Here is a 16062-nt window from a genome sequence, read left to right on the forward strand (position 1 = left end):
TTGGCTATCGTGAGATTAGAAATACCTACTATGAATTCAAGTTATTGAAAAATATATTCAATTGAAATTATTAAGATGTAATAAGTCTGGATACTTAATCTTTCAGGTCTAATTTTGACACTATTTATTGCCGATGAGAGTACTTAAACCCGACTATTGTCGTGCTATTTCTCAATCAGCATTAGGTTGAGAATAGGGCAACGGATCGCCAGGTGATGAAGCGATTTGTAGATTATTGATGGAGATCAATCATGGCACAGCCATACAGCGGAAAAACCCAAAAAATCTTAACCATATTCTTATGTTTTTGGGTCGCATTTTTTGAAGGTTTTGACCTTCAAGCTCCCGGGGTTGCAGCGAAAGGAATTGCAGCAAGCTTTGGTTTAGGTCAGGTTCAAATGGGTTATGTGTTTAGCCTAGGGGTCTTTGGAATGCTGTTCGGCGCATTCTTTGGTGGACGTATCGCAGATTATTTAGGGCAAAAGAAAGTCCTGATGCTCTCTGTGACTATTTTTGGTCTGTTTATGTCGCTGACTGCGATTGCGCCAAGCATCGAAGTTCTATATGCAGCGCGTTTCTTTACCGGTCTGGGTTTAGGTGCCGCAATGCCGACCATGATTTCAGTCGTCGGTGATGAGGCAACGGAAGCCAACCGTGGCAAGTTAAATAGTTTGATGTATTGTGGTTTGCCGGTAGGTGCGATCTTTGTTGCCGGTCTGGCCATGCTGCTTCCGGATATTCAATGGCAAACCTTATTCCTGATTGGGGGATTAACGCCTTTGGTATTAATTCCATTGATGGCGTTTATTCTTAAAGATAAGCCTAAAGTGAATGCGGAAGTGCCGGTTTCTGGCGAAGCTGTACCGGGAATGGCTGAAGTTTTGTTCAAGCAGCGACAGTATAGAAATACATTACCCCTTTGGGTTGGTTTCTTTTTTACCCTCATGATTAATTATATTTTGATCAGCTGGTTGCCTAATTTACTTATGGAACAAGGTTTGCAGAAGCAGCAGGCATTTTTGGTAATGTTAATGTTCCAGGTAGGGGCAGTGATTGGAACCTTGAGCCTAGGTTATTTACTGGACCGTTTAAAGCTTTGGCAAATGGCAGTCATTATTTATAGTGGTTTGTTTGTGGCGCTGGTATTACTTTTTACCACCACTTCTATTCCACTTTTGATTTTTGCGGGAATTATGGGAGGTATTTTCTCTACAGGTGGCCAATCTATTCTCTATGGGATCTCACCGATTTTTTATTCGGACTTGGGTAAGGTGACCGGTGTGGGGAGTGCAATCTCGCTAGGACGTTTAGGGGCGATGACCGGGCCGTTATTAACCGGAAAAATTCTGGCATTGGGTTTGGGAACTACAGGTATTCTTATGGCAAGTTTACCGGCAGTGGTGGTCTCGGCAGTCGCAGTCACAGCATTATCACGTTATAAGGCTGCGCATACCTAATTGGGCCTTGAGAGCAGAGCTATCAATATTAAAAAAGGGAGTCTGAAGATTCCCTTTTTTATCAACTGGATTTTTAATTGAGTAAAGACAAGCCATAAAATTTGCTAAAATAGACAAATAGCAAACAGATTGACTTTCATATGGCATATCAAATTATTCCGCTTTCGATTCAGGCCACCGATAATATTGCCTGCCCACATTGCCACCAAGACATCATTAACTGGCAGGAAGAGCAATATATCCAACCTTGTGAACATACCTTGTTTATTGCCATGGATATTGGCTTTGAATATATCACTGATGAATTCGAGCAAACCATGCAAAAAACAGTGGATGAATTGCATGCCAATGACGACGTGGTAAATATGTTTGAGGAAATTAGCCTAAGTACATATCCAAACTATTTAATATTAAAATCTGATTTGGGCGCAGCAGGCTATTCACGTTATATTGGTTTAACTGTCTAACTTTTTACTGGTCGTAATAAAAAAGCACCCGCGGGTGCTTTTTTATTTTCAGGCCTGGCTTTCGATTTCTTCTACTTCGTCATCATCAGCACTGTCCATGCCCAGTTCTTTAAGTTTGCGGGTCAAGGTGTTACGCCCCCAGCCCAGAAGTTCAGCAGCATGACGCTTACGGCCGCGTGTTTGTTGCAGGGCTGCATTAATTAGAGTGCGCTCAAACATGGGTGTCGCTGCATCCAGTAATTTCATCTCGCCATTTTTCAGCTTCTGGATTGCCCATTGACCTAGTAATTCATCCCAGTGATGCGGTGCAATCTGGTTCAGGTTTGGGATCGGAGCACCAGGATCCTGTTGCTGGATCGGAATCTGTTTCAGTTCAGGTGGCAGGTCTTCAGGATAAACTTCACGACCTGTAATCATTACGGTTAGCCAGCGACAGGTATTTTCCAGCTGACGAACATTACCTTGCCAAGGCAGCTTTTGCATGTATTCCTGAGTTTCAGGACGCAATATCTTGGGATTTACACCGAGTTCCTTCCCGGCACGTGCAAGGAAGTGCTGTGCCAGCATCGGAATATCTTCACTGCGATGTGCCAATTTGGGGATATGAATCCGGATCACATTCAGGCGGTGATACAAGTCCTCCCGGAAACGGCCATCATGGACCAGTTTTTCCAGATCCTGATGTGTCGCTGCCACGATACGCACATCGACCTTAACCGGAATATGACCGCCAACACGGTAGAACTCACCATCTGCGAGTACACGCAATAAACGTGTTTGGGTTTCAAATGGCATGTCACCAATTTCATCTAAGAACAATGTACCGCCGTTGGCCTGTTCAAAACGGCCTTGACGTTGGGTATTGGCACCGGTAAAAGCACCTTTCTCATGACCGAACAGTTCGGTTTCGATCAGGTCTTTTGGAATGGCTGCCATATTGAGCGCAATAAAAGGTTTTGAACTGCGTGGTGAATGACGATGCAGGGCATGCGCCACCAGCTCTTTACCTGTACCCGACTCACCATTAATCAATACGGTAATGTGCGATTGAGACAAACGGCCAATGGCTCGGAATACTTCCTGCATGGCAGGTGACTCACCAATAATCTCTGTAGATTGAATTGGCGGGGCAGTCTTTGCTGACTCTTGCTGCTGCAGCTTGGTAATATGTAAAATTGCACGATTTACCAGCGCCAGCGCTTCATCAATATCAAAAGGCTTAGGTAAATATTCAAATGCACCGGTTTGATAACTTGATACAGCAGATTCCAGGTCTGAATGTGCTGTCATAATAATGACAGGCAGGTCCGGATAACTGTGTTTAACCTTGCCCAGGAAGGTGAGTCCATCAATACCCGGCATGCGGATATCGGTCAGAATTACATCGGGTGCTTCAATACTCAATTGATCCAGAGCAGATTGTGCTTCTTCAAAACTGGTCACATCCAGACCTTCTTCTTTAAAGGTCTTTTCCAGTACCCAGCGCATGGCGCGATCATCATCAATCACCCATATTTTATTTCGCGACATGATTTGACTCCCAAGGTAAATATAAGCTAAAGACAGTTTTTCCAGCCACGGACTGACACTCGATCATGCCGTTGTGCTGATGAATAATATTTTGAGCAATACTGAGGCCCAGACCGGTTCCTTTGGCCCGACTGGTGACCAGTGGATAAAACACCGATTCGATAATATCTTCCGGAACTCCCGGGCCATTGTCTTCAATATCAATCCGTACCACAGAACGGTGAATCACCCCGTTAATGGTAAAGAGACGCTGAATCCGGGTTCTTAAAATCAGTTCCGGTTGATGTTGGATAAAGAATTCCTTGTTTTCGGTCATGGCCTGTACAGCATTGGCACAAATATTCAAAATGACTTGAATCAGTTGGTCTCGGTCTGCCAGAACTTCAGGTAATGACAGGTCGTAATCCCGGGTAATTTTGATTTTCTTTTTGGTCTGGTTGGCAATCAGGGAGCGTACCCGTTCCAGTGGTTCATGTATATTGACCAGTTCATAGCTCGGAAGCTGGCGTGAGCCGAGCATGGTGTCGGCCAGATTTCTAAGTCGATCCACTTCGCTAATGATAATGTCGGTAAATTCTTTATATTGTGGATCATTCAGGCTGCGTGCCAGTAATTGGGTCGCCCCGCGAATGCCACCGAGTGGATTCTTGATTTCATGCGCGACACCGCGAATCAGCTGGCGCGCCACCTGGTGTTGTTGTACCAGATTTTCCTCACGCGAGATTTTGAGCATGCGATCGCGAGGATTGAGTTCGATGAGTAACAGCGGATGATAAGGTTTGCCAAGGTTTAGCTGAGAAACAGTGTAATCGACATGAATGTCTTTGAAGTTGACCAGAATAGTGGCTTCACGACGCGTATAGGGCTGTCCCGTACTTAAGGTATTATTCAGGGCTTCTTCGGTATTAAACTCATCTGTGGGGTTTTGCAAAATATTCAGCACAGATGTGCCACTCGCCCGAAATAAGCTCACATCAAATAGGGCTTCGCAGGCAGAGTTCAGATAATAAATATTTAGATCGCGGTCTATCAATAAGATACATGTGGTCATATTGTCCACTAAAACACGATAGTCGATCGGAATAAGTTGATCCATTCGCGGGTTTGTTCCTGTATTAAAATGGCGCAATGGCATCTTCATAAAGCAATTTAATCAATTTTAAGTTCTGATTTGATGCAAGATGCACGCCAACTTTTATGAATAGAGTTTATTTTTTGCTGGAAAACGCAGAAATGTGGCAGAGCAACATGGTTCATCTTAGATATAACGGATTAATTTGAGGCTGTAAATCTAAAATGATTCATTTTGGTGCATTGTTGGGTATCTTGAATATTTTATGGCTATATTTTAGTGCGTGATGCAAAGAGTCGGGTTTTCAACTATTTTTATGATGCGAAAAGACATACAATACGCGCATTCTAGTAGAGCGAAAATTCATGAAGTCCCCCAAAGTCGGTTTTGTATCTTTAGGTTGTCCTAAGGCATTGGTAGATTCTGAACGTATTTTAACCCAGTTAAAGACTGAAGGTTATGACGTCGCTTCGGATTATGACGGTGCTGATTTAGTTGTAGTAAATACCTGTGGTTTCATTGAATCTGCAGTGCAAGAATCGCTAGATGCGATTGGTGAGGCGATGAGCGCGAATGGTCGCGTGATCGTAACAGGTTGTCTAGGTAAAGACGAAGACAAGATTCGCCAGATGCATCCGAATGTCCTGAAAGTGACAGGTGCAGCGGCATATAAAGAAGTTATGGATGCGGTTCATCAATACGTGCCTGAGCCGCCAAAACACAATCCATTTATTGATCTGGTTCCAGAGCAAGGCATCCGCCTGACCCCAAAACACTATGCTTATCTGAAAATATCTGAAGGCTGTAACCACCGTTGTACCTTCTGTATTATTCCAAGCATGCGTGGCGATTTAGTCTCACGTCCAGTCGGTTCTGTGCTTGAAGAAGCTGCAGCGCTGAAACGTGCCGGTGTAAAAGAAGTACTTGTCATCTCCCAGGATACTTCTGCTTATGGCCTGGACACGAAATACAAGCTGGATTTCTGGAATGGCCAGCCGGTTAAAACCAAATTCTATGATATGTGTGAAGCATTGGGGCAGTTGGGAATCTGGGTGCGTTTGCACTATGTTTACCCGTACCCGCATGTGGATGCTGTAATTGACCTGATGGCACAAGGCAAAATCCTGCCTTATCTGGATATCCCATTCCAGCATGCAAGTCCAAAAATTCTCAAACTGATGAAACGGCCTGCGCACAGTGAAAATACCCTGGAGCGTTTGAAAATCTGGCGTGAGAAATGTCCTGATCTGGTGCTCCGTTCAACATTTGTGGTTGGCTTTCCGGGGGAAACCGAAGAAGACTTCCAGATGTTACTGGACTGGCTGAAAGAAGCTCAGTTGGATCGTGTGGGATGTTTCACCTATTCGCCAGTTGAAGGTGCGACAGCAAATGATTTGCCAGATCACGTTCCTGAAGAAATTAAACAAGAACGCTATGAGCGTTTCATGCAGGTTCAGCAGGAAATCTCGGCAGCCAAACTCCAACAGCGTATCGGTCAGATCATGACTGTGCTGGTAGATGACCTGGAAGATGAATTCCCGGTAGCGGTTGCACGTTCGTATGCAGATGCACCTGAAATTGATGGTAATGTTTTTGTTGAAGATATCGATAAAAGTGTCATTAAGGCAGGGGATTTGCTTGAAGTTGAGATTACTGATGCAGATGAATACGATCTGTATGCAAAACTCATTTCAGTCAAGTCTGCTTAATATTTTGAATTAAAAAAATTTAAATTGAATACTTTGGAGTTTGATGATGTTGGATTCTAAAAAGCCACGCTTTGGTCGCATCCTGTTAAAGCTTTCTGGTGAAGCGCTGGCAGGCAATAAAGACATGGGAATCGATGCACAAGTGCTCGATCAGATGTCACTTTCTATTGCGCACCTTGTGGGTTTAGGCGTACAAGTAGGTATTGTTGTTGGTGGTGGTAACCTCTATCGCGGCAGTCAACTACAAAAAGATGGCCTGGTGGGTCGTGTAACTGGCGACCAGATGGGTATGCTGGCTACAGTCATGAACGGTTTGGCACTTCGCGACGCTTTGGTGCGCCGTAATATTAAAACCCGTTTAATGTCTGCTTTGCCAATTGGTGCTGTGGTTGAGTCTTACTCAAGCCGTGATGCAATCCGTCACCTGACTCAGGGTGAAGTATGTGTATTTGTGGCAGGTACAGGTAATCCGTTCTTTACGACAGACACTGCTGCCTGTTTACGCGGTATCGAAATAGAATCAGATTTGATCTTGAAAGCGACCAAGGTAGATGGCGTATATAACAAAGATCCAAGCAAGTACGAAGATGCAGTGAAATATGACACTTTGACTTTTGATCAGGTTCTGGACGAAAAGCTGGGTGTGATGGATTTAACAGCGATCTGCTTGTGTCGCGACCACAATGTACCACTACAAGTATTTGATATGAATAAATCTGGTGCATTGCTTTCCGTCGTTATGGGCGAAAAAGAAGGAACTCACGTTACCAATTAATGACGTGAGCACCAAAGCACTTTATACTACACGCTAATTTAGTAATAACCTCTTTTAAAGAATTAAGTAAGGAAGATCATATGATTAACGATCTTAAAAAAGACGCAGAAGAGCGTATGAACAAGTCACTTGAATCGTTGGAACACGGTTTTGCTAAAGTTCGTACCGGACGTGCGCATCCCTCGATTCTAAACGGTGTCATGGTTCCTTACTATGGCTCTGATGTGCCATTGAACCAGGTTGCAAACGTAGGTGTTGAAGATTCACGTACTTTGCTGGTTCAGCCATTTGAACGTTCAATGGTGGCGGCAATTGACAAGGCGATCCGTGAATCTGATCTGGGTCTGAACCCGATTACTGCGGACGCGATCCGTGTGCCAATGGCAGCTCTGACTGAAGAAACCCGTCGTGACATGCAGAAAGTTGCACGAAACGAGGCTGAAAATGCCAAAGTTGCCATCCGTAACATCCGTCGTGATGTATTAGGCGATATCAAAGCATTGTTGAAAGAAAAAGAAATTTCTGAAGATGATGAACGCCGTGCTTCTGACGACATTCAGAAAATTACAGACAAATTTGTTGCTGAAGTAGACAAACGCTTGGCTGCGAAAGAAGCTGAATTGATGAAGGTCTAATTCATCGATGACCGCTGCTGAAGAAAATTCCTGTCTTCCAAAACATGTTGCCATCATTATGGATGGCAACAATCGTTTTGCCAAAAAAAATCAGATGCAAAAAGGTGACGGGCACCGTGAAGGAAAAACGGTTCTGGATCCTATCGTCGAACATTGCAGAAAAAGAAATATCCAGGCTTTAACTGTCTTTGCATTTTCCAGTGAAAACTGGAACCGTCCCCAATATGAAGTAGACCTGCTCATGAAGCTGTTGGAAGACACCATTCATGAACAGTTGCCACGTATGGAAAAATTTAACATTTCCTTGCGATTTATTGGTGATCGGTCGCGTTTATCTCCTGAACTGCGGGCGCTGATGTTGCAAGCAGAACAAAGGACTGCTAATTTCGATAGTATGACGCTCACCATTGCAATCAGCTATGGTGGAATGTGGGACATGGCACAAGCTGCGAAGCAGATTGCTGCGGATGTTTTAACAAATAAATTAGATCTTGAAGCAATTGATACTGATATGTTTGGTCAATATGTCAGTCTGAGTGACTTGCCGCCTGTTGATCTGCTGATTCGTACTGGTGGAGATTTCCGCTTGTCCAATTTCCTGCTCTGGCAGGCAGCATATGCAGAGTTGTATTTTACTGAGACCTTATGGCCAGAATTTACCATAGAAGAGTTTGACGATGCACTTGCTGTGTTTGGTGGTCGCGAACGTCGTTTTGGTAAAACATCAGAGCAGATTCATCAAGAAAGACTTGAGAATTAATAAATGTTTGAGCGGATTATAACCGCATTGGTACTGGTAGCAGTTGTACTTAGTTGCATGTTTGCTACCGAATCACATTATCCAATGTTCGCATTGATGGTTGTGGCTGCCGGGGTGGCAGGCTATGAGTGGTTTAAACTCATGCCTCGAAAATTTAAACATGTCGTCAAGCCTGTTGCTTGGGGATATGGAGTGCTCACTGCAGCACTCTCCGCTTTGGCATTGTATTTTGCCGAGGTCGCCTTATTGTTATGGGTAGCTTCTATTGTTACCTGGTTACTGAGTATTTACTGGGTAAAAACCTACCCTGAATATGATGGCTGGTACAATAACAGTCTGCATGGCATCGGGGTGGTATTAATTTCCGCTGCGGTTACTGCAATTTTCTCGGTCTGGCAAAGTTCACCTTGGTGGCTGATGTACCTGTTTTTACTGGTATGGGGCGCAGACAGCGGTGCGTATTTTGTAGGTCGTAAATTCGGCAAGAAAAAACTGGCGCCAGATGTCAGTCCTAACAAGTCTATAGAAGGACTTTATGGCGGTATTGTTACTTCAATGCTGATCGTGACTGCAGTTGCTTTGCTTTATCTGGATATGACTTGGCCAGAACTGATTTTATTCCTTATTTTGTCAGTGGTTACAGTATTTAGTTCGGTGCTGGGAGACCTGTTTGAATCCATGATCAAACGTCGTGCCGGTATTAAGGATTCAGGTCGAATTTTGCCAGGGCATGGCGGAGTACTGGATCGTATTGATTCTTTACTTGCTGCAGCTCCAATCTTTGCAGCAGGTATGGCTGTTTTAAAACTTATTGGTGTAGATTTATAAATGTCACAAGCAGTTTGTATACTGGGTGCTACAGGTTCCATCGGTCAAAGTACTTTAAAAATCTTGCAGCGACATCCTGAAGCATACTCGGTTTTTGCTGTGACCGCGCAAAGTCGTATTAATGAGCTGGTCGAAATTTGCCGTCAATACCATCCTAAAGTGGTGGTGGTGCCAGCTGATAAAGTAGACGAACTCTCAAAACGACTCCAGCAACACCATTTATCCGATATTGAAATTCTGCATGATGAAGCCGGTTTAATTGCAGTGGCTGAACATACTGATGTCGATATTGTGATGGCAGCCATTGTTGGTGCAGCAGGCTTGTTACCAACCTTGGCTGCGGTGAAAGCAGGTAAGCGCGTACTGCTGGCCAATAAAGAAGCCTTGGTCATGTCGGGTGACATCATGATGCAGGCGGTGCGCGATCATGGTGCCTTATTGCTTCCTGTTGATTCTGAACACAATGCAATTTTTCAGTGTCTGCCCCAGCATTATTTTGAAGCAGAGCGTCACGGTAAACCAAAACTGGGTGTATCTCAGATTTTGCTGACCGCATCAGGTGGTCCATTTCTAAACCACAGCATGCAGCAACTTGAGGTAGTTACACCTGCCCAAGCCTGCAAGCATCCCAACTGGTCTATGGGTCAAAAAATTTCAGTCGATTCTGCTACCTTGATGAATAAAGGTTTGGAATTGATCGAAGCCTGCCATTTGTTTGCAGTTCAAGAACAATTTGTTACAGTTGTTGTGCATCCACAGAGTATTATTCACTCAATGGTTCAATATGTAGATGGTTCGACTTTGGCACAAATGGGTAATCCGGATATGGGCACGCCTATTGCACATGCTTTGGCATGGCCTGAGCGTATCAGTACGCATGTGGCACCGCTGGATCTGTTTATGCATTCACAACTCAATTTTCAAGAACCGGATGTGCTCCGTTTCCCTGCATTAAAACTGGCACGTCAGGCCATGCAGAGTGGCGGAATTGCACCTACGATTTTAAATGCGGCCAATGAAATTGCAGTTGCTGCATTTTTAAATCAACAGATCAGATTTACTCAAATTCCTCAAGTGGTTGAGCATGTTCTGAATCAGATGGACAATCAGCCCGCACATGATCTGGAGGCTATCTTGCAAGCAGATCAAATGGCACGAGGTTTATCACAGCAGTATGTTGTGAATAAAGGAAGTTAAAACATGAGCGCCTTGTTTATTATTGCAGCCGCAATCCTGTTACTCGGTCCCTTAATTGCGATTCATGAGTTTGGTCACTATATTGTAGCGCGTAAACTGGGCGTTAAAGTTCTGGTCTATTCCATTGGTTTTGGACCGACCTTATTAAAATGGACCTCGAAAAAATCTGGAATTCAGTACCAATTGTCTGCCTTGCCTTTGGGCGGGTACGTCAAAATGCTGGATGAGCGAGAAGGCAATGTCGCTGAAGAAGATTTACCGAAAGCCTTCAATCGGCAGCATCCGTGGAAGCGGATTGCCATTGTGGCCGCGGGTCCGTTGATCAACCTGATTTTTGCAGTCCTTCTGTTTTGGGTGCTGTTTTTACCGGCACAAGAACAACTCAATACCCGGGTAGGCAAAGTTCTTCCAAATACTCCTGCTGCGACCGTACAGATGCAGCCAGGTGACAAGATTGTAGCTGTGGATGGCACTCAGGTAGAAACCTGGGAAAAACTCAATTATGCCTTGGTAGATCGTGTTGGTGAAACTGGCGTGGTTTCTATACAGGTGGACCGTGCGGGTGAGAACAAACAGTTCCAGTTGCCGATTCAGGAATTCCTCAAAGATCAAAGCCAGTCACCACTCGATAGTCTGGGCTTCTTGCCATATCGTCCACAGATTCCGGCAGTCATCTCCAAACTCAGCGATGATGGAGCAGCCATCCGTCAAGGCTTGAAAGAGGGTGACAAGATTCTGGCCATTGATGGTGTGCAGATGAAAGACTGGTTTGATGTCGTACAGGTGGTGCAGGCATCTCCAGAAAAGTTGCTTAAAATTGATGTACTACGTGGAAATCAGGTGGTTCAGCTTGAGGTCATGCCGCAAGGCAAACGTGACAATATGGGGAATGTGACCGGTATGCTGGGCGTGCAAAGTGACCCGGGTAAAATTAACATTCCTGCAGAATATAAGCAGACCATCCATTATACGCCAGGTGAAGCGCTGGTCATGGCATTTGATAAAACAGCACATTTATCTTCAATGATTCTGAACTCGATTGTCAAAATGGTGCGTGGCCTGATTGGTCTGGATAATTTATCAGGACCAATTACCATTGCCAAAGTGGCCGGGCAGAGCGCAGAAATGGGTTGGGAAACTTTTATTTCCTTTATGGCCTTAATGAGTGTAAGTTTAGGAATATTAAACCTATTGCCTATTCCAATGCTTGATGGTGGACATCTGGTTTACTATTTTGTTGAATTAATTCGTGGTAAACCTGTTTCCGAACAAATACAATTGGTTGGACTAAAAATTGGTATGGTACTGCTCGGCAGTATGATGCTTCTAGCATTATTTAATGATTTTATGCGTTTATAACAACGTAGATGGAATAAATTAACAGCGGAAAAGACTGGCATGCAGCACACACATTTATTTATGCCTCTGGCACTCGTTAGTGCAATGGCAGTAGCACAACAAGTATATGCAGCAGATGAATTCATTGTACAAGATATAAAATTTGATGGATTAGTACGTTTAACTCCTGACAATGTGTATGGCCTAGTGCCGATTAACAGTGGTGATCGGGTCAATGATCCCATCATCTCTAATGCAATTCGTAGCTTGTATGCATCAGGCCTGTTTGATGACATTAAAGCTGTTCAGCAAGGCAATACTTTGGTTTTCCAGGTGGTTGAACGCCCAGTCATTTCAAAAATTGAATTGAAAGGCAATAAACTGATTCCTAAGGAAGCACTTGAAGATGGCCTGAAGAAAATGGGTCTGGCTGAAGGTGAGGTGCTGAAGAAGTCAGCATTACAAACCATTGAAACTGAACTTGAACAGCAGTACATGCAGCAAGGTCGTTATGATGCGGATATTACAGTTAAGACAACTCCTCGACCAAATAACCGGGTTGAATTGCTAATTGATTTTGTTGAAGGCAAAGCAGCCAAAGTTTTCGATATCAATATTATTGGTAATACTGTATTTAAAGAATCCGATATCAAGCAGGCTTTTGCAGTAAAAGAAAGTGGCTGGAGTTCTGTCATTTCCCGAAATGACCGTTATGCACGTGAAAAAATGGCGGCAAGCCTTGAAGCTTTGCGTGCCATGTACCTGAATCGCGGTTATATCAACTTTAATATTACCAATTCTAGTCTTAATTTGAGTGAAGATAAAAAGAATGTCTTTATCGAAGTTTCTGTGGATGAAGGTGAGCAGTTTAAATTTGGTCAAACCAAATATTTAGGCGATGCGCTTTATAAGACTGAAGAATTACAAGCCTTGCAAATCTTCAAAGAAGGCGAAATTTATTCTCAGGAAAAGGTCAACGCGGTTAAGCAGTTATTGTTACGCAAATATGGTAATGCGGGTTATTACTATGCCGAAGTCAACGTTGTTCCTCAAATTAACAATGACACCAAAATGGTTGATCTGAATTACTATATTAATCCGGGTCAGCAGGTTACGGTACGACGTATTAATTTTACCGGTAACAATAAAACAGCCGATGAAGTATTACGCCGTGAAATGCGCCAGATGGAAGGTGCATTGGCAAGTAATGAGAAGATTGACCTTTCTAAAGTGCGTCTGGAGCGTACCGGCTTCTTTAAAACCGTAGATATTAAACCGGCACGTATTCCTGGTTCGCCGGATCAGGTAGATCTGAATGTTGCAGTCGAAGAGCAGCATTCAGGAACCAGTACCTTGGCGGTTGGTTTCTCGCAAAGTGGGGGTGTTACATTCCAGGCCGGTTTAAGCCAGACCAATTTCTTGGGTACCGGTAATAGTGTATCGATCGATTTATCACGTTCTGAAACGCAAGATTACTATAACCTGAGTGTGATGGACCCGTACTTTACGATTGATGGGGTGCGTCGCGGTTATAATCTTTATTATCGTAAAACCAAGCTGGATGATGACTATAACGTCAACAACTATGTAACAGACAGTTTTGGTGGTGGGATCAACTTTGGTTATCCAATTGATGAGAACCAGAGTGTGAGCATGGGGCTCAATATTGACCAGACCGAAGTAACAACTGGTCCGTATGTATCTACTTATGTACGTGACTATTTGTTATCGAAAGGTGGTAAGGCCACGAATCGCCGGACTGATGTGTGTACAGCTTATCTGTATTCTCAGGCAGATTTAGATGTGTTGGATAAAAAGCCAAGACCAACAAATCCACCTGAAGGTTATGACATCAAAGACAAGTGTCTGGATGCCGATCGTCAGACAGCGAACTTGGTTGATTTTGATGACCAGTTTAAAGGTGACTTCTTAACCTACAATTTGAATTTAGGATGGTCTTATAATACCTTAAACCGCCCGATGTTCCCGACAAGTGGTATGTCTCATCGAATCAATGGTGAAGTCGCATTGCCGGGCAGTGATGTGGAATACCAAAAACTGACTTATGATGCACAGGCATTCTTCCCGCTAGGTAAAGATTTTATCCTGCGCGGTTATGGCAAGTTGGGTTATGGTAATGATCTGCCATTCTATAAGAATTTCTTTGCAGGTGGTTTCGGCTCGGTTCGTGGTTATGAGAACAGTACACTGGGGCCTAGATATCCAGGCGTAACTTTTAATGAAACCAATCAAAGAGATTGGGATCCTGAAGAAGTCGGTGGTAATGCTTTAGTGCAGTTTGGTACTGAACTGGTACTTCCTATTCCGTTCAAGGGGGATTGGGCACGTCAGGTTCGTCCGGTCCTGTTTGCTGAAGGTGCACAAGTATTTGATACACAATGTGATGTGCCACGTGGTGAGATATATATCAATAGTCAGGTTGGCCGGGTAGATGCCAAGCAGTATTGTAAGGACAACTTCGGTTTTGATGTGGATAATATGCGTTATAGCGTAGGTGCTGGCTTTACCTGGATTACCATGATTGGGCCATTATCATTGAGCTATGCTTATCCATTGAATAAAAAAGACGGCGATGAAACCAAAAATATCCAGTTTGAAATTGGACGTACTTTCTAAGAGTCTCAGGAAATCCTGAAGGTAGATTTTGCTCATGAGGTTTAAAAACTTTGTGAGCAAATTTTTTTGAATGAGTAAGAATATGAAAAAAATGATTATGGCGATGAGCCTGGCTTTAGCGAATATTGCTCCTATAACTCAAGCGGCCAGTATTGGGGTAATTGATCTGGAACGAGTGGTTGAGGGGAGTACATACTTGAAACAACAAAATTCGATATTCCAGCAAAAAATTCAGCCGCAAACGACCAAGATTGAGCAGCTCAGTAAAGAACTAGAAGCTTTACAGCAACGTGCTCAGTCAAATACCAAATTGACTGATGCAGAAAAACAGCAAATGTCTGCCCAGTATCAAACCAAGTTTCAGGAATTAAACCAGCTCCAGCAATCTGTGCAGAGTAGTGTTCAGGGTTCAATTAAACAGATTCGTACCATATTTGATGCACGTGTCAAGTTGGTTGCTGAGCAACTGCGCAAAGAAAATAACCTGGATGGGATTTTAAATAAAAATTCAGCACTTGCTTATGACGCTAAATATGATTTAACTGATAAAATGATTCAAAAGGTTAATGCAATTAAGTAATCAATGAATCATCAAAAACTTCAGTTAGCTGATCTTGCTCGCCTTGTACAAGGCGAGTACGCAGGTCAGGCAGATTTGTGTTTGAGAGGTCTGGCAAGTCTTGAAAAGGCAACTTCTCAAGACCTGGCATTTGTTAATGCAGATAAATATCTGGAACAGGCTGCTCAGAGTCAGGCGGGCGCTTTGATTGTAACTGCTGAATTAAAAGAGCAGCTAAGGTCCAAGCACAATTTTATTATAGTGGCCAATCCTTACCTGGCTTTTGCTATTCTGACTCACGTTTTTGAGAAAAAGCATACGAATCGGGGCATTGAGAGTACTGCGCAAATTCATCCATCTGCCATCATTGCTGACAGTGCCTATATTGGACATTATGTAGTAATTGGCGAGAACTGCGTAGTGGGTGAAAACACGATTATTCAGTCGCATGTTCAAATAGATAATCAGGTTGAAATTGGTAATGACTGTTTTATCGATGCACATGTCACATTGACCGGTGAAACCAAAATCGGAAATCGTGTTCGCATTCATGCCAATAGCGTGATTGGCAGTGAAGGTTTTGGTTTTGCGCCTTATCAAGGTAAATGGCATCGTATTGCCCAGTTGGGTTCGGTGCGCATTGCTGATGATGTCCGGATTGGTTCAAACTGTAGTATCGATCGTGGTGCCTTGGATGACACGATTTTGGAACAAGGTGTCATTATTGATAATCTTGTGCAAATCGCCCATAACGTCAAGATTGGTGCTAATACCGCTATTGCGGCTAAATGCGGTATTGCAGGTAGTACCACAATTGGCAAAAACTGTATTCTGGCAGGTGCTTGTGGTGTATCAGGACATCTAGATATAGTCGATAATGTGACATTAACTGGAATGTCAATGGTGACAAATAACATTACTGAAGCTGGTACATATTCTTCAGGTATGGGATTGCTGCCAAATCAGCAATGGAAACGCACGGTGGTTCGTTTAAGACAATTAGCAGATGTGCCATTGACCCAATTGGTAAAACGATTAGATCATATGCAATCTCAAATTGAGTCCATTGAATCAACATTTAAGTTGCGTAAATAATTA

The 16062-nt window shown here is 43.5% G+C and carries 14 protein-coding genes; 12 read left to right on the forward strand and 2 right to left on the reverse strand.

The window, feature by feature from the left end; genetic code table 11:
- The first annotated feature begins 251 nt into the window (after nt 1-251).
- Nucleotides 252-1457 (forward strand): 3-(3-hydroxy-phenyl)propionate transporter MhpT, encoded by a 1206-nt coding sequence (gene mhpT / locus VXQ92_RS08150; protein ID WP_416681071.1) that lies wholly within the window; start codon nt 252-254, stop codon nt 1455-1457.
- A gap of 140 nt (nt 1458-1597) precedes the next feature.
- The gene (locus VXQ92_RS08155) at nt 1598-1924 is read left to right on the forward strand and encodes a hypothetical protein (protein ID WP_064095995.1); all 327 of its coding nucleotides are present in this window, start codon (nt 1598-1600) and stop codon (nt 1922-1924) included.
- A gap of 48 nt (nt 1925-1972) precedes the next feature.
- Here VXQ92_RS08155 and glnG read toward each other — a convergent pair whose 3' ends face one another.
- Together glnG and glnL are read right to left on the reverse strand one after the other, a co-directional pair.
- On the reverse strand, nt 1973-3454 hold the full coding sequence (gene glnG, locus VXQ92_RS08160; protein ID WP_064095996.1) for a nitrogen regulation protein NR(I): 1482 nt from the start codon (nt 3452-3454) through the stop codon (nt 1973-1975).
- Nucleotides 3441-4550, reverse strand: coding sequence for a nitrogen regulation protein NR(II) (gene glnL / locus VXQ92_RS08165; RefSeq protein WP_064102040.1), 1110 nt, complete (start codon nt 4548-4550; stop codon nt 3441-3443). Before glnL ends, glnG begins: the two co-directional genes overlap by 14 nt.
- A 341-nt stretch (nt 4551-4891) precedes the next feature.
- Here glnL and rimO point away from each other — a divergent pair, with 341 nt between their 5' ends.
- From rimO to lpxD, 10 genes are all read left to right on the forward strand, one after another.
- Nucleotides 4892-6235, forward strand: a complete 1344-nt coding sequence (rimO, locus tag VXQ92_RS08170) for a 30S ribosomal protein S12 methylthiotransferase RimO (RefSeq protein ID WP_064095998.1) — start codon at nt 4892-4894, stop codon at nt 6233-6235.
- Nucleotides 6236-6281: 46 nt separating this feature from the next.
- Nucleotides 6282-7010: a UMP kinase gene (gene pyrH, locus VXQ92_RS08175; protein WP_004786170.1), complete on the forward strand. Its 729-nt coding sequence runs from the start codon at nt 6282-6284 to the stop codon at nt 7008-7010.
- Nucleotides 7011-7090: 80 nt separating this feature from the next.
- Nucleotides 7091-7645, forward strand: a complete 555-nt coding sequence (gene frr / locus VXQ92_RS08180) for a ribosome recycling factor (protein WP_064102041.1) — start codon at nt 7091-7093, stop codon at nt 7643-7645.
- A gap of 7 nt (nt 7646-7652) precedes the next feature.
- A complete protein-coding gene (gene uppS / locus VXQ92_RS08185) occupies nt 7653-8405 on the forward strand; it encodes a polyprenyl diphosphate synthase (RefSeq protein WP_064096000.1) in 753 nt (250 codons plus the stop codon).
- Between the two features lie 3 nt (nt 8406-8408).
- Nucleotides 8409-9233 (forward strand): phosphatidate cytidylyltransferase, encoded by an 825-nt coding sequence (locus VXQ92_RS08190; protein ID WP_064096001.1) that lies wholly within the window; start codon nt 8409-8411, stop codon nt 9231-9233.
- On the forward strand, nt 9234-10430 hold the full coding sequence (gene ispC, locus VXQ92_RS08195) for a 1-deoxy-D-xylulose-5-phosphate reductoisomerase (protein WP_416681072.1): 1197 nt from the start codon (nt 9234-9236) through the stop codon (nt 10428-10430).
- Between the two features lie 3 nt (nt 10431-10433).
- Entirely contained in the window at nt 10434-11789 is a 1356-nt protein-coding gene (gene rseP, locus VXQ92_RS08200; RefSeq protein ID WP_064096003.1) for an RIP metalloprotease RseP, read from the forward strand.
- Between the two features lie 84 nt (nt 11790-11873).
- Nucleotides 11874-14405 carry an outer membrane protein assembly factor BamA gene (gene bamA / locus VXQ92_RS08205; protein WP_416681106.1) on the forward strand — a complete coding sequence of 844 codons (2532 nt, stop codon included), beginning with the start codon at nt 11874-11876 and terminating at the stop codon, nt 14403-14405.
- A gap of 82 nt (nt 14406-14487) precedes the next feature.
- Complete coding sequence (locus VXQ92_RS08210; protein ID WP_064096005.1) at nt 14488-14985, forward strand: OmpH family outer membrane protein; 498 nt, start codon at nt 14488-14490, stop codon at nt 14983-14985.
- 3 nt (nt 14986-14988) lie between these two features.
- Nucleotides 14989-16059 (forward strand): UDP-3-O-(3-hydroxymyristoyl)glucosamine N-acyltransferase, encoded by a 1071-nt coding sequence (lpxD, locus tag VXQ92_RS08215; protein ID WP_064102044.1) that lies wholly within the window; start codon nt 14989-14991, stop codon nt 16057-16059.
- The last annotated feature ends 3 nt before the right edge of the window (nt 16060-16062 follow it).

It is taken from the genome of Acinetobacter sp. 228 (assembly GCF_048147885.1).

Excerpts from the sequence above, each read along its gene's own strand:
- glnG (WP_064095996.1), bottom strand. The coding sequence starts at position 3,454 with ATGTCGCGAAATAAAATATGGGTGATTGATGATGATCGCGCCATGCGC.
- VXQ92_RS08210 (WP_064096005.1), top strand. The coding sequence starts at position 14,488 with ATGAAAAAAATGATTATGGCGATGAGCCTGGCTTTAGCGAATATTGCT.
- uppS (WP_064096000.1), top strand. The coding sequence starts at position 7,653 with ATGACCGCTGCTGAAGAAAATTCCTGTCTTCCAAAACATGTTGCCATC.
- VXQ92_RS08155 (WP_064095995.1), top strand. The coding sequence starts at position 1,598 with ATGGCATATCAAATTATTCCGCTTTCGATTCAGGCCACCGATAATATT.
- rimO (WP_064095998.1), top strand. The coding sequence starts at position 4,892 with ATGAAGTCCCCCAAAGTCGGTTTTGTATCTTTAGGTTGTCCTAAGGCA.
- mhpT (WP_416681071.1), top strand. The coding sequence starts at position 252 with ATGGCACAGCCATACAGCGGAAAAACCCAAAAAATCTTAACCATATTC.
- glnL (WP_064102040.1), bottom strand. The coding sequence starts at position 4,550 with ATGGATCAACTTATTCCGATCGACTATCGTGTTTTAGTGGACAATATG.
- pyrH (WP_004786170.1), top strand. The coding sequence starts at position 6,282 with ATGTTGGATTCTAAAAAGCCACGCTTTGGTCGCATCCTGTTAAAGCTT.
- frr (WP_064102041.1), top strand. The coding sequence starts at position 7,091 with ATGATTAACGATCTTAAAAAAGACGCAGAAGAGCGTATGAACAAGTCA.
- ispC (WP_416681072.1), top strand. The coding sequence starts at position 9,234 with ATGTCACAAGCAGTTTGTATACTGGGTGCTACAGGTTCCATCGGTCAA.
- VXQ92_RS08190 (WP_064096001.1), top strand. The coding sequence starts at position 8,409 with ATGTTTGAGCGGATTATAACCGCATTGGTACTGGTAGCAGTTGTACTT.
- lpxD (WP_064102044.1), top strand. The coding sequence starts at position 14,989 with ATGAATCATCAAAAACTTCAGTTAGCTGATCTTGCTCGCCTTGTACAA.
- bamA (WP_416681106.1), top strand. The coding sequence starts at position 11,874 with ATGGCAGTAGCACAACAAGTATATGCAGCAGATGAATTCATTGTACAA.
- rseP (WP_064096003.1), top strand. The coding sequence starts at position 10,434 with ATGAGCGCCTTGTTTATTATTGCAGCCGCAATCCTGTTACTCGGTCCC.